This window comes from Bifidobacterium longum subsp. infantis ATCC 15697 = JCM 1222 = DSM 20088, from assembly GCF_000269965.1.
In the GTDB taxonomy this organism is placed as follows: domain Bacteria; phylum Actinomycetota; class Actinomycetes; order Actinomycetales; family Bifidobacteriaceae; genus Bifidobacterium; species Bifidobacterium infantis.
Genome location: NC_017219.1, coordinates 2,334,172 through 2,346,887, shown reverse-complemented (window position 1 = coordinate 2,346,887; position 12,716 = coordinate 2,334,172). Strand labels below are relative to the sequence as shown.

General features: G+C 55.3%; 10 protein-coding genes. 3 read left to right on the top strand and 7 right to left on the bottom strand.

Annotated elements, in window-relative coordinates:
• Window positions 1-54: 54 nt before the first annotated feature.
• Together BLIJ_RS10970 and BLIJ_RS10965 are read right to left on the bottom strand one after the other, a co-directional pair.
• A complete protein-coding gene (locus tag BLIJ_RS10970; protein WP_012578388.1) occupies window positions 55-2,217 on the bottom strand; it encodes a beta-galactosidase in 2,163 nt (720 codons plus the stop codon).
• Between the two features lie 328 nt (window positions 2,218-2,545).
• The gene (locus BLIJ_RS10965) at window positions 2,546-4,882 is read right to left on the bottom strand and encodes a LamG-like jellyroll fold domain-containing protein (protein WP_014485136.1); all 2,337 of its coding nucleotides are present in this window, start codon (window positions 4,880-4,882) and stop codon (window positions 2,546-2,548) included.
• On the opposite strand from BLIJ_RS10965, the gene BLIJ_RS15110 reads away from it, so the two are divergent.
• Window positions 4,844-5,167 (top strand): hypothetical protein, encoded by a 324-nt coding sequence (locus BLIJ_RS15110; protein ID WP_227484987.1) that lies wholly within the window; start codon window positions 4,844-4,846, stop codon window positions 5,165-5,167. The two genes, BLIJ_RS10965 and BLIJ_RS15110, sit on opposite strands and share 39 nt — an antisense overlap.
• Before the next feature lie 31 nt (window positions 5,168-5,198).
• On the opposite strand, the gene BLIJ_RS10960 is transcribed toward BLIJ_RS15110, so the two are convergent.
• Window positions 5,199-5,348, bottom strand: a complete 150-nt coding sequence (locus BLIJ_RS10960) for a hypothetical protein (protein WP_162010633.1) — start codon at window positions 5,346-5,348, stop codon at window positions 5,199-5,201.
• A 457-nt stretch (window positions 5,349-5,805) separates the two neighbouring features.
• Complete coding sequence (locus BLIJ_RS10950) at window positions 5,806-7,023, bottom strand: ATP-binding protein (RefSeq protein WP_012578386.1); 1,218 nt, start codon at window positions 7,021-7,023, stop codon at window positions 5,806-5,808.
• A gap of 72 nt (window positions 7,024-7,095) precedes the next feature.
• Between BLIJ_RS10950 and BLIJ_RS10945 the strand changes: the two genes are divergently transcribed.
• Window positions 7,096-7,416, top strand: a complete 321-nt coding sequence (locus BLIJ_RS10945; protein WP_126386356.1) for a transposase — start codon at window positions 7,096-7,098, stop codon at window positions 7,414-7,416.
• 335 nt (window positions 7,417-7,751) lie between these two features.
• Complete coding sequence (locus BLIJ_RS10940; RefSeq protein WP_014485132.1) at window positions 7,752-9,215, top strand: ATP-binding protein; 1,464 nt, start codon at window positions 7,752-7,754, stop codon at window positions 9,213-9,215.
• A 557-nt stretch (window positions 9,216-9,772) separates the two neighbouring features.
• Here the strand turns inward: BLIJ_RS10940 and BLIJ_RS10935 are convergent.
• The 3 genes from BLIJ_RS10935 to BLIJ_RS10930 form a co-directional block, all read right to left on the bottom strand.
• On the bottom strand, window positions 9,773-10,207 hold the full coding sequence (locus BLIJ_RS10935; RefSeq protein ID WP_012578382.1) for a hypothetical protein: 435 nt from the start codon (window positions 10,205-10,207) through the stop codon (window positions 9,773-9,775).
• Window positions 10,208-10,410: 203 nt separating this feature from the next.
• The gene (locus tag BLIJ_RS14495) at window positions 10,411-10,653 is read right to left on the bottom strand and encodes a hypothetical protein (RefSeq protein WP_012578381.1); all 243 of its coding nucleotides are present in this window, start codon (window positions 10,651-10,653) and stop codon (window positions 10,411-10,413) included.
• Window positions 10,654-10,656: 3 nt separating this feature from the next.
• A complete protein-coding gene (locus BLIJ_RS10930; protein WP_041982107.1) occupies window positions 10,657-12,375 on the bottom strand; it encodes a sugar transferase in 1,719 nt (572 codons plus the stop codon).
• Window positions 12,376-12,716: the final 341 nt, after the last annotated feature.

The window sequence follows — 12,716 nt, the reverse complement described above, 5'->3', positions numbered from 1 at the left end:
GGCAACCATGTACGTCGGCACCGTCCTGCAGCCCTCCTGTTTCGCCGCAACTGACTACACCGACGGGTTCGGGCGTTTCATCACGAGAACGCCATTGCGATGCACCGTATACGCGCCGCCGTCACTGCCCCGTTCCGCCCGGAACAGGACGATCGGCTCCCCGGCGATGTCGCGCAGTTCGACATCCGATTTGCCACGTGTCAGATAGAAGTCGAATATGGCGTCGTCGGATTGACGCACGGTGTGCAGAACGTCAGAGGTCACGCCGCTGGCGGGCGACCGCAGGTTGGCTTCCGGCTGCCGGCCATCCTGTGGTCGCGCGGCAAGCCAGCCTCCCACGAATCGCGTCAGATCGCTCACGCCCAGATCGCAGCCGAGGAAATACGCCTCCCCTTCGCCGTACGTGTTGCGGGTGATCGCGGCCGTGCCGTCAAGCTCCCACTCATTCGCTTCTTCGCCGGCATACGCGGCAAGCACCTGCACATGCGGTCCGGCGACGGTCACGTCGTTCTGCCACAGGCGGGTCACGGCACCGTCCATCGTGGGCGAATCCCCGGTGGATGCCAGCCGAATCTCGCTCGGCTCGTCTTCCGTCTCGGTACCGAGAATGTTGAATTCCTCGCCACGAACGCCCAGCATCGAGCGCAGCAGTCCATCGCCCGCACCGGGGTATCCGCCGAGCCACGTGTGGAAGCGCTCGTCGAGCAGGCCGGTCGCGTAACCGACCACCACGCGGCCTCCGTCCTGTACGAAACCGGCCAGCCGTCGCGTATCGGCGTCGCTCAGCATCAGCACGGTCGGCAGGACGATGGTCTTGTATGAACTCCAATCGTAGGCAAGCGGCACGATGTCGGCGCGGGCACCCGCGTTCAGGAACGCGCGGTACCAGTCACGCACGTCATGCCAATGGTTGAGTTTCATGCTCGGCAACGTCTCGGAGCGGGTGGCCCACTCCGATTCGGCGCTGAAAAGGATCGCCGTGTCCGCATGCGCCAATTCGCTTCCTTGGACACCGGCATCGGCGAGCGCTTGCAACGTCGCGCCCAGTTCGCATACCTGACGGAACAGTTTCGTGTTCTCGCCGGCGTGCGGAACCATGGCGGAATGGAACGCTTCGGCGCCGAACGCGGATGCGCGCCATTGGAAGAAGTTGATGGCGTCGGCGCCCATGGCCACGTGGGCCAGGGAGTCGCGCACCGTTTCCCCGTTGCGTTTGCGGGTGTTCAGAGGTTTCCACTGCACCGCCGAAGTGGAATGTTCCATGACGTACCATGGTTTGCCGAGCGCCAGCGAATCCACGAGCGCGTCGGAACAGGCCAGCTCGTCGAGGTGGGACTCGCCTTCGTGGAAGTAGTGGTCGTTCGACACGAAATTCACTTCCTCCGCCCAAGCGGCGTAGTCCATGCAGCATTGGTCGGTGGAGATCATGAAGTTCGTGGTGAACGGCTTGTCGGGGCAGATTTCGGCGATCGCGTCACGTTCGGCCTTATAGAAGTCAAGCAGCATGTCGTTGCCGAACCGTTCAAAATCAAGCTTCTGACCGGGATTGACCATCGAGTCGGCGCCCATGAACCGTGGGATGAGGACTTCGTCGAAACCGGTCATCTCCTGTCCCCAGAACGTGGTGCCCCACGCTTGGTTGAGCGCGTCGATGGTGCCGTACTTGCGGCGGCACCATGCGCGGAAGGCTTCGAGCGCATTGTCGGAGTAGTCGTCGCGGTTGTTCCACCCGTATTCGTTGCCCATATGCCATGCCGTCACATACGGGTTGGTGCCGTAGCGTTCGGCGAGTTTGCGGCATAGGGTTAGCGCGTATTCCTTGAACACCGGGCTGGTCGGGCTCCAGGATTGGCGCGAACCGGCGTTGACCGGGTGACCGTACTTGTCTCGCGGAAGAACCTCGGGATGGTTCTCGTAGAGCCACAGGGGCGCGGTCGCCGTCGCGGATGCCAGATCGACCGCGATGCCGGCCTGGCCGAGCTTGTCGATGATGCGATCGAGCCAGTCGAAATTCCAATGGTCTTCGGTGGGCTGGAGGCGATCCCAGCTGAAGATGGCAAGGGCCACGGTGTTGACGCCGGCCTGGCCCATCAGGCGGATGTCGTCATCCCAGACGTCCTCCGGCCATTGGTCGGGATTGTAGTCGCCGCCGAAGGCGATGCCGCGTCCGTCCGCGGTCAGCAGTTTTGGCCATGCGAAGTCACGTCGCGCACGCACGATTACCTCCTTTGGCAGGTGGCGCAGGGCCACGGCCCATATCGGATACCAGCCGATACTAGCTGATGGACACTCCTGGCCGATAGGCGACACACCGCCGGTTCCGGCCCCTCTGACTTGCCGATCTTCCTGACCATACTCGATGGAGTCGGTCAGGGAAAGAATTGCTGTTATCATGATGAACATACCGGAAACGTAGACGTACCGGAAACGTAGAAAAGCGTCGACGTGACTTTGATTCGACGAGCGAGCAACCAGTACCGTGGGCTCTGCATCGGACCCAACTACTGGCCGCTCGCTCGTCGACAGGTTGTGCACCAGTAATCGGTTAGTGCGAAAGATGATGCTCGCGCTTTATGAGCACAAGCATGCCGGCCAACAAGATCGTCATCATCGCGATAACGACGACCGGGGCCACATCGGCACCAGTGGAGGCCGTTGTCTCCGGGCCGGCATTCGTCTGTCCCTTGCCATGGACATCGTCCTTCTGCCCTTGCTGGCTTCCGGACTGTCCGCCTTGGCTTCCGGTCTGATTGTCGGCACCGGGTTTGGTGTCGGGCTGTTCCGGCTTGGGGAACGCGGCATTGTATGCGGCAGCGAGTCTGCCTGCCAGAGAGCCACTATCCGACGGATCGCCGAATTGCGCTTTCACATTATCCGGCAATGCGGCCAGAGCAGTATATAGTTTCCGTACTTCGCTCGCCGACGTCTGACTGTTCAACGCACCGATACCGCGCACCAAGGAAATCACCGACTGCTGCGTGTCATAACCGGAGGAATGTTCGTAGCCGGCGAATCGTTTGGTGAAATCGAACGATCCGTCATAGGTGTTGCCGATACCGGTCAGGAAGTTGACATCGAAGAACGAACGCTCGGCCGTGGATAGCGATGCCGAGTATGGCGAATACGTACGCATGGTGATCTTGTTGTTCGCTTCATCCATGCCGACGTACTGGAAGAACGCATTGCCACCGTTATACGCGAATTGATAGTCGGACAATAGCCCCAACACTGGATTGCCGGCATCATTGGTCAGGGTCATTTGTCCGGATCCGTGATTGTGACCGGAGTACATCATGAATACCTGGTTGTACCGCTTCACGATGTTCCATATTTTTGAGCCGGCACCTTCATCGTCACCGGCTTCACCGTTGTATCCGGAATCATCATCGAGGGAGATTTCATTCGGACGTGAATCGGAGCACTTGAAGATATCGTGGCTCACCACCACAGTCGGGTTGTTCGGGTGCTCTTTGAGCACCTGCTCGAACCATCGCATATCGTCATTGCTTGCCGAGGACGAGTTGCTGACCACCGCGCCCATGTCGATGTTCATCACCAGATACTTGTAGGAGCCGTTGTCGACCAGATGGTATGAGGACAGGCCATCGGGCGAGTATGCAAAACCGTGTTCCTTTTGATACTTGCCGAAATCGGAGTCGGGTCCGAAGTGTTTCAGGTAATTGTCCGCCTTGCGCAAGCTGGGCACTCCGTAGCCATGCCGGCCTCCATTGTAATCATGGTTGCCTGGCTGCTCCAGGAAGGGGACGCCTACTTTCTGCATACGCCCGAACACCTTGGACGATGCCTGCCATTGCGCGTCACTGTCCCAGTTGTCCACCACGTCACCGAGGGACACGATGTTGGTCAAGTTGAGACTGGAGGCTTCCGAATCGAACTGGTCGATGGCTCGGTCCATCACCGTAGGCACCCAACGGATGGCATTCTGCGTGTCCGGCAAGAAAGCCATCGTATGTACGCTGGGGTTGTCCAGCACAAAACGATCGTTGGTACCATAATCCTTGAGATAATCGGTCGGGTTGGGCACGATCCAGTTGCCCCGTGCCAACGCACCGCGGGAGAATCTCACCTCCTGCAGGTTGCCGCGCAAGAACTTGTCAAAGTCGTCCTTGTTGTATTGGCTGGTATCGAAAGTGTCGTTGTAATACGACGAGCCGATGCGGAAGCGACCATCGGTCGGATCGGCATACAGACCGTTACCGTTCTTGTTGATATTGCGGAACGCTTTGGCACCGTTGGTGTATGTCACCACGTTCGTGCCATCGGATACGACGGCGATGTGATACCAAACGCCACCGTGATCCATAGTGACACCCCAGCTGGTGACGCCGTTGTTGGGATCATCGGTGTTCATGGTCGACTCATTGTCCTTGTTGGCGGCCTTGAACTGGGTTTCCTTGCAGTTGGAGACCGACAGGCTCATCGACCCCATCTCGTGTTCATCCATGTTGCTGTTTGTGGATTGCCTGGCCGCAAGCCCCATCCACGAATCGGTGCCGGCGTTGAAGTCATCGGGAAGGTAGTACACGAACTCCATGGTGTATCCGTTGACAAATTGCTCTTTGTTGATGGGAGCGTCGCTTGCGGTGATGAAATCCGCGCCTTTGGGGTCTCGCTGCTCGGGATGAGCCTTCTTATGCGCCAGATCGCTGTCGCCATTGAGTTTCAGGCTGCCACCACCGTCACCGTTCATCGAATTCGACGACCAGTTGACATAGTCGCTGAGCTTGTAATCGTCTTTCCCGTAGGTCTGCATATGCAGATCGTTGCCGTTGCCCGACATATCCTTGATGATCAGGTTGCCACCGTCGATGGAACCGGTGGAATGCGCCTGCTGAAATTTCCAATCGGCCACCACATCCAATGGGGCGCCTTCACGTTCAAACGCTGCGGCGGAGGCTACCGTACCCGGCGCTGTGAACACGGCAAGCGCTATGCACGCCACCGCTGGTTTGATGATATTGCGTATTCTCCCTATATGCATGACCAGGTTCTCCTTAGCACCTATTTCAACGACGATGCGAATGTGCCGTTGCAATGCACCTACGCATATGGCCTTTGTAAGGCTATCCGCCGCTTTTGGGAAACGAGGGCTGATTCAGGCACTGTTCATGGTGCGCGCATCAAATATCATTCGCCGTTCGGCTGATGTTCAACGTGCGATGAACCGTATGGACTTGTTACGGATTGTCCTTGTACCGGTCGAGTTGCCGTGTTGTGGACGTACCGTCTACTCCGGCTTCGGCGGCCTCCACGGTCTGCGCCTCATCGTCGACGATCTCGCCGGAAGCGAGCTTGGCGTCGAGCTCGTCAACGATCTTCGCGTGCATCTTCTCGTCGATCTTGACCTTGAACGGGCACAAGGACCGGAAGGGGGGATGCCGACAGGGAATAGAAGACTTGCGCCGCAGATGACGAATCCCATGGAGATATGCCTTGCCGATGAAGTGAGGAAGGCGCTGCGGGCGGAATGCTGTGGTGCCGCCCTGGTACTTGCTCTCACCATCTCGGACGCTTATGGGAAGATCGCTTTTCCGGAGGAAAAGGTAGGGAAAAGATACAAGGAATGGTATCGAAGATATTGCGGATACGGCTTCGGCTCGAGATAGACGGAGTCCTGAAACGCGCCGTCTCCGACGAATTCAAGACCCCGTCGGACGATTTCGTCAAACAACCACAAACGCCCCGGCGCTCATAACGAGCGACCGGGTACGTTTCATATCCCCTGCGTCATGCCACGATGTGGTCGTGTAATAGGTTCCTGTAGTCCTTAGGCTTCTGTTTTCTCTATGCTCGGTCGTCATAGGTCTGTTCCTCCGACGGTGCGGCTCTGCGAATGAAATCACCCATGCCGGGAACGGTGAATGCCAAGAGCCCACGTTCTGGCGCATATGCCAGCCCGGAATCGATGATGCCTTTTCTGACCCGTACGACATCCGCAGGCGGACGTCCCAGTCGTTCCGCGATCTCCGCCGAGCTGCACACGCTTTTTTCGAGCGAGGCCATGGCCCTCATGTATTCCCGTTCCAGTGGGCGGGCCCGTTGCCAGCGTGATTCGTATAGGCCGCTGTCCAGTGATGCCTGCGCTATGGGTTCGCCCTTGATGACGGCGGACAATGGGATTGGCGATGATTCGGATTCATCGAAGGCTGCAGAACCATATGCTTGGATGAAATACGGATACCCCTTGGAGAGCTCTATGAGACGGTTCAGGGCATCGTCGTCGAATCGCACATTGATCTTGCTGATGGTCTTTTCGAAGCATTCCCTGGTCTCGTCTTCAGGGAGCCGTCCGATTCGCTTGTACTGGAACAGGCGTTCGGCGTAGGAGCGTGATTTGGTAAGAACGCCGGGAAGGTTGGGCAGTCCCGCCGCGATGACGTAGAAGGGCAGATCCTCCTGTCCCATGCTGTGCTGCAGTCCGATGATGGTGCCCATCAGGTCGCTGGACATCACTTGGAACTCGTCGATGAACAGGAACAGGCCCGATCCTTCCTTTTTGAGTTCGCGGCATAGTTCCTCGACCATCATTTCGAGTCGCAGCGAGTCGCTGGATATGCCTTTGTCCTCGTTGCCGAACCCGATTGACGTTTTGATTACCCCGAGTTCGAAGGAAACCTCGTTGACGTGTTTGAGGGAGTCGAGCATTTTCTGTCGGAGCGTTCCTCTTCTCTCGCGCAGTATTGCTTTGGAGATGCCGTCGAAGAGGAGTTCGTAGTCGTGGGTCTCGTTTCCCGTGGCTTCCATGCGGACGGTAATGAGTCCCTGGCTGGCGGCCATGTCTTTCATTCTCAGCAGGAGCACGGTCTTGCCGACGCCTCTCAGCCCGCTGTAGACCAGTCCGCGGTCGGAGTATCCCGCTTTTGTTCTGGCGATGATTCTGTCCATGATTTCGAGTTCCTGCTCGCGTCCTACGAGTTCCTTGGGTTGTCTTCCCGCTCCGGGCGCGAATGGATTGAGGGCGTGCATCGCTTCTTTGCGTCTGGTTGAATCCACGGTGTTCATGTGCGGTTCCTTTGGCCTTCCATAAGTTCTAGGTAAAAATATACACTTATATACACATATATACATGAATATGTGAGTTCAAGCGAACTGATGCTACGCCGGCTCGTCCCCGTCCCCATCAAACTTGTGCTCATCCTCGTAGGCAACGATGCCCATATCGCCTCGATGGAGTTTCTTGAATGTTTCAGCCACTCGCGCCTGCTCATCATCGACAACAGGGCGCTCGCGGCTAAGCATGTCAGCGGACTGTCCAACGCAAGGCTCGAGGCCGTGAACAACAGGATCAAGACCACCATCAAGATCGGCTACGGCTACCGGAACCTCGACAACCTCATCGCCCTGGTCATGCTCAAATGCGGCGGACTCAACCTCCAACTCCCCGGACGCCAATAGACAGTAAGCAAGACAGATGATTCACACCCACACAAACACCCGAAGAGCCCCTTTAATCATGGGTGAGTATGCACGTCGGATCCGTAAGGCCGTTCCCAAGTGTTGGCCACGTGGTCTGCTTTGTGATTGTATGGGACCGACTCCAGCTATCGATTGTGCGACTCTCCTGATGATTTTATTTGCTTCGTTACTGCGTATTCTGCACTCCACATGTGCGAAACGTTGGAATTCCGCCAAAATTTTATTTGCCTGGTATTTGCTTGGGTGGGGTACACTGGATGGAAAAGAACTTGAGATAACGACTTGGCAGAGGGGCCGCGGAAAGGATAAGCATCATGCCGGAAGATTACGTTGAACTGGTGAAACAACTCATCGGTCACGTTTCAGAGACGCAGACGATTGAGTTCAAGGATTCCAATGCCCGATTCGAGATGATTGGCCGTGATATTGCGGCACTTGCTAATTCCGCAATTGTGGAGGGGCAAGATTATGCGTATATGGTATGGGGTGTTGAGGATTCGACGCATGCCATTATCGGGACATCATTCGATCCGCTGACGGCAAAAAGAGGCAATCAGGAACTAGAAATTTGGCTCCGTGTAAAACTCTCCAGCAATGCTGAGTTCCGATTCCTCTCAGTCGATGTAGATGGCAAACATGTCGTTGTGCTGCGTATTTGGCCGGCAGTCGGTTATCCGGTGTCGTTCGATAATGTCGAATATATTCGTTCAGGAACCTCGACCCAACCTCTGCAGAAAAATTCCCAACGTGAACAACGGTTGTGGGATTTGACTCGATCAGGAGCATTTGAGGATCAGATAGCATTGCGCTGGCTAAGCCGCGATGAAGTGCTGCATAAAATCAATTGGGCTCGTTACTTTACTCAGACCGGTATTCCAGTACCGGAAGGTGGGTCGTCCATACTTCATTATCTCGTTACAGATAACATCGTTAAGACGTTAGATAGCGGGCAATACGCTGTAACCAATCTCGGGGCGTTGTTGTTCGCAGCGAATATGGATGATTTCGAGACCGTCTCGCGTAAGGCCATTCGCATTATTCGCTACTCGGGCAAAGATCGGATTGCGGCGACTCGTTCCAAGATTTTCCTAGGTGGATATGCCTATATTGACGGTGTCATGGATTACATTCAGGCGTTATTGCCGGAGCAAGAAGTGATTGATAAGGGATTGCGTGTAACCATGAACGGTTATCCTGAATTGGCGATTCGTGAACTCGTGGGCAATATGCTCATTCATCAGGATCTTACGATACGAGGCGGTGGTCCTCTCGTGGAGGTTTTTGATGATCGTGTTGAATTTTCTAATCCAGGTGCATCCCTGATTCAGGTGCCGAGGCTGGTTAATGATCCTCCTCAGTCACGCAATCCGCGACTGGCAAAATTGGCTCGTAGGCTGCATATATGTGAAGAAGCCGGGTCTGGCTGGGATAAGATTATTCGTTCCTGTGAACTGATGCAGTTGCCTGCGCCAGAGATTCAGGAGGCTCGCGGTGATGCGCCGAGTATGCGGGTCCGTTTAATGCAGCGGCGCCCATATCGGGATCTTACGGTTGATGAAAGATTGCAGGCATGCTACTGGCATGCTTGTCTGCAGTACGCCAATGGTAATGCGCTGACTAATGCGTCTTTGCGTGAGAGGTTCGGACTATCCACATCATCCAGCTCTCAAATCTCAAGGCTGATTGCTGACGCCATATCTGACAGGTTGATTCGCCCGGTGGATGCGGATGCCGCCAATAAGAAGATGCGGTATATACCGGCATGGGTACGAGAGTGAGCAATCGTTTATGCTGATTCGGTGATAGTGCTGCCGTAGCTCTAATGGACTTTTTTTATTTGCTTCGTTACTGCGTATTCTGCACTCCACATGTGCGAAACGTTGGAATTTCGCCAAATTTTATTTGCCTGGTATTTGCTTGGGCGGGTCGCAAAGCGCGGTTGCGACACGATTCTTAGCGGTGGTGCCTTATGGCATCGGGCTTTCCTTGCAAATCGAGGTAAGGAAACTGGCCCTTAACCCGGAATTTGAAAAAGTAAAAGGTCCCTGACTGAGTTCACCAGCCAAGGACCTTTCTGGTAACAACTGAGGTTGAGGAAACCTCGGCAGTTGGGTCCAACGGGACGAAAGTCTGTGGCGCCGCCTAGAAGATTGCTCCGAAGTTGGCGCGACCTTTCTGCTAGAAGACAGCCTACCAGTATCCATCGAACCTTTCCCGTACACTGGACAGACCAAACCAAGGAGCTGTTGACGTGGCACCTCAGCGGAACAGCTGGAATCTTTTACGGGTTCCGGCTGTTCGTCTTCAATCAGGGCACCATTTCAAGGCGGAAGAATCAGGCGGCCTTTTTGCGCCCGCGGCGCTTCATGGTGCCGGCGGTGGCGTTGGCCACGTCGAAGATCACGGTCTTGCTTTCGGGGTAGGCGGTACCGTTGACGGACTGGTAGGCGATTTCGCCTTCCGGTGCCTCGGGCAGAGTGAGGTATGCCTTCACTGCTTCAATGAACGTGGCTTCCTTGACGCTTACCGAAGCGGCCTGCTTGCCTTCGGGCTTGCTGAACTTGATGGCGTTGCCGGCCTTGGCGGTGGTCGGGGTCACGGCGATCTGCCTGGTCTTGTCGTTGATCAGCACCTTGACGTACGCCGGGAATCCGAGCGCTTCAGCGGTGGCTTTGTTGAAACGAATGGCGGAATCGGTGACGGTCAGAACGGTCTTGCCCACCGGCTTGACCAGCTGAACCTCTTCGAATCCCTGAAGCAATGAAGCCATGATTGCTCTCCTTATTGCATTGGTCACGTGTCTTTTTTACGTCGCTAATTGTAGCCAGCTAATTCCGTATTATACAAATCCATGCATGCATGATTGCATAATTACCGTAGCAATAACATGGAAAAACCGGGAATCATCGACTCCCGGTTCAGTGGTATTCGCGAACTATGCTTCAGCGTCTACCGTCTATTATGTCAGTCACGTCAGCGACGAGTGGTGCTCTTGCGGACGGCGAACAGGGCGATGCCCGCGGCGGCAAGCAACGCAATGGCCACACCGCGGCGATAGCGGCCAGCACGGCCATAATCTTCTTCTTCATAACTTCGAACCTCCACAATAGAACCGGTTAAAAAAGTTCCCTCTGACGAGGACGTCAGCCACAGGCTCTGAGGGAGAGACAAAAGAAGGGCGTCAGCAAGAAGCTGACGCCCTTCTTCGCATTGCAAAAACTACATACCAGTTCCATTAAATACCGCGCCCACTGTCTTCAGCAGAATCGCGATATCCCCCGTGATAGACCAATTCTGAATATATGACACATCTGCATATTCAGACTGTTCCTGAGACAAATCATTACGCCCGGAAATCTGCCAAGGACCGGTGATACCCGGCTTGACCAGTAGGCGAGTGGAATACAATGGCGAGTACTGGTCAACCTCATATTGACGTTGCGGACGCGGACCCACCATGGACATATCGCCCTTCAGCACATTGAAGAACTGAGGAACCTCGTCAATGGAAGTCTTACGGATAAACTTACCAATTTTAGTAACACGAGGATCGTCCTTGACCTTGAATGTTGTTCCCAGTTCCACGCCAGCTGCGGCAGCCACTTCGGCATCCATCTTATCGGCGTTCAGCCGCATGGAACGGAATTTGTACATAGTGAAAGGCTTGCCGTAGATGCCGATACGAGTCTGTGAGTAGAACACGGGGCCACCGTCTTCTCGCTTAACCTTATATGCAGCCCATAGCATGATGGGCGAACTCAGAATGATTGCCACCAGGGAGAGAACGATATCGCACACACGCTTAAAGATGCGAGTCGGCAGAGAATACTGTGCAAGTCGGGCTGTCAAAATCGGCATAGAGGGGTCATTGTGTAGCTGCAGATTTGCGCCGCTCAGATCTGCAACGGATGCAGTAAGAGCCAGCTCGATGCCCATAGATTCAACAGCGAGCGAAAGAGTACGCATGGTTTCAGAATCATGCGTCAGCACATCAGCGATCAGAATAGTGCGAACCTTCATCCGCTTGGCGGTCTGAGGCAAATGGGAGTTCAACGCCAACACCTTGAGCCGCGCTTCTTCATCATTGGCAGGAATAAACGGAACCGATACAAGATGTTGAGCAGCATTCGGGTCATCCGAATCACACACAGAGGCAACAGGGCAGACCGCGATGGGTGCATACCCCAGGCTGAGGCATGCCCTGAGCTGCTTCAGCGTTTTACTGATGCCCTCCGGAGAGCCAATGATAATAGTGGGGTAGTTGAACTCGCCTTTTGCTCGATTGCGGTGAAGCGCACGACGCATCAGCCACCGTTCAACGATAACGAGGATGAGAGAAAGGATAGGAATAAATACATTCAGGGAACGCGGCACATTCAGATGGAACAAGTAGCCCAATGTACAGAGCATAATGAAGTCGATAAAGGCCGCATTCAGCAGCTTGGCATATAGTCCGTATCCCTCGCCCATAGTGTGGCGTTCGTAGCTTCGAGCTGCATAGAGGCTGATGAGCCAGGAGATGCAGGCCAAGCTCAGGAAACTGAATACACCATAATCGGATGGTCCCATGTTCCGCACATTGGCATATGCTCCTGGATTGCACGCGAATACGATGCAGGTGGCGATGATGGTCATCAGCAGATCCAGAATCACCATGGTCGTATTGTACAGATAACGCCATTTGGGCACTGAATATTCGATGAGATGAGGCCTATCGCCAGCATCGTTATGAGTAACGGTGCCATCCGGAGAAGATGAGAAGTAAGTGCCGTCAAAAAATGTTGGTGCAGCCGTATCAGGAGTTGCGTCCGCAATGTGAGAATCCGTATGTGCTGCCTGAGCACGGCTGATTTGCACTCGGTGCAGTGTCTCAGTCTCTGCTGTGGTGCTGTTCATATGTTGAGCCGTTGCTGATGCCGTGGTGCTGACTCTCGACATGGTACGTGAACTTCTTTCCCTTAAGGTATTTCCTGAAACTGCAAGGAAATCATGTTAATTTCATCTCTGTGGCACACCCTACCATGAGTCCGCCCATTACCATGTTTGGTAGGCCCCGATGGTCGGGGCCGGGTCGCCGGTTCCGGTATGACTTTCCTGCCCTGTCGTCGATGATCCGGGGGGTGTTGTCGCCGGGAACGGGGACGCCCGATGACCGCTGATAGGAACCAGGCCGGCTACACGGACGCTTCAGGGGCGCATGGCGCAGGTCTCGTCGTAATGTGGGTGCGGCGCGGGCGTCCGGACTCCTCCGAGCCCGCGGCGACCGGAAAACCTTCATG

Bases quoted from the DNA above. Each gene is read 5' to 3' on its own strand.
- BLIJ_RS10960 (WP_162010633.1), bottom strand. From the start codon at position 5,348: ATGCACGCGAAGATCGTTGACGAGCTCGACGCCAAGCTCGCTTCCGGC.
- BLIJ_RS15110 (WP_227484987.1), top strand. From the start codon at position 4,844: ATGCGCCTGCTGAAATTTCCAATCGGCCACCACATCCAATGGGGCGCC.
- BLIJ_RS10930 (WP_041982107.1), bottom strand. From the start codon at position 12,375: ATGTCGAGAGTCAGCACCACGGCATCAGCAACGGCTCAACATATGAAC.
- BLIJ_RS10940 (WP_014485132.1), top strand. From the start codon at position 7,752: ATGCCGGAAGATTACGTTGAACTGGTGAAACAACTCATCGGTCACGTT.
- BLIJ_RS10950 (WP_012578386.1), bottom strand. From the start codon at position 7,023: ATGAACACCGTGGATTCAACCAGACGCAAAGAAGCGATGCACGCCCTC.
- BLIJ_RS10935 (WP_012578382.1), bottom strand. From the start codon at position 10,207: ATGGCTTCATTGCTTCAGGGATTCGAAGAGGTTCAGCTGGTCAAGCCG.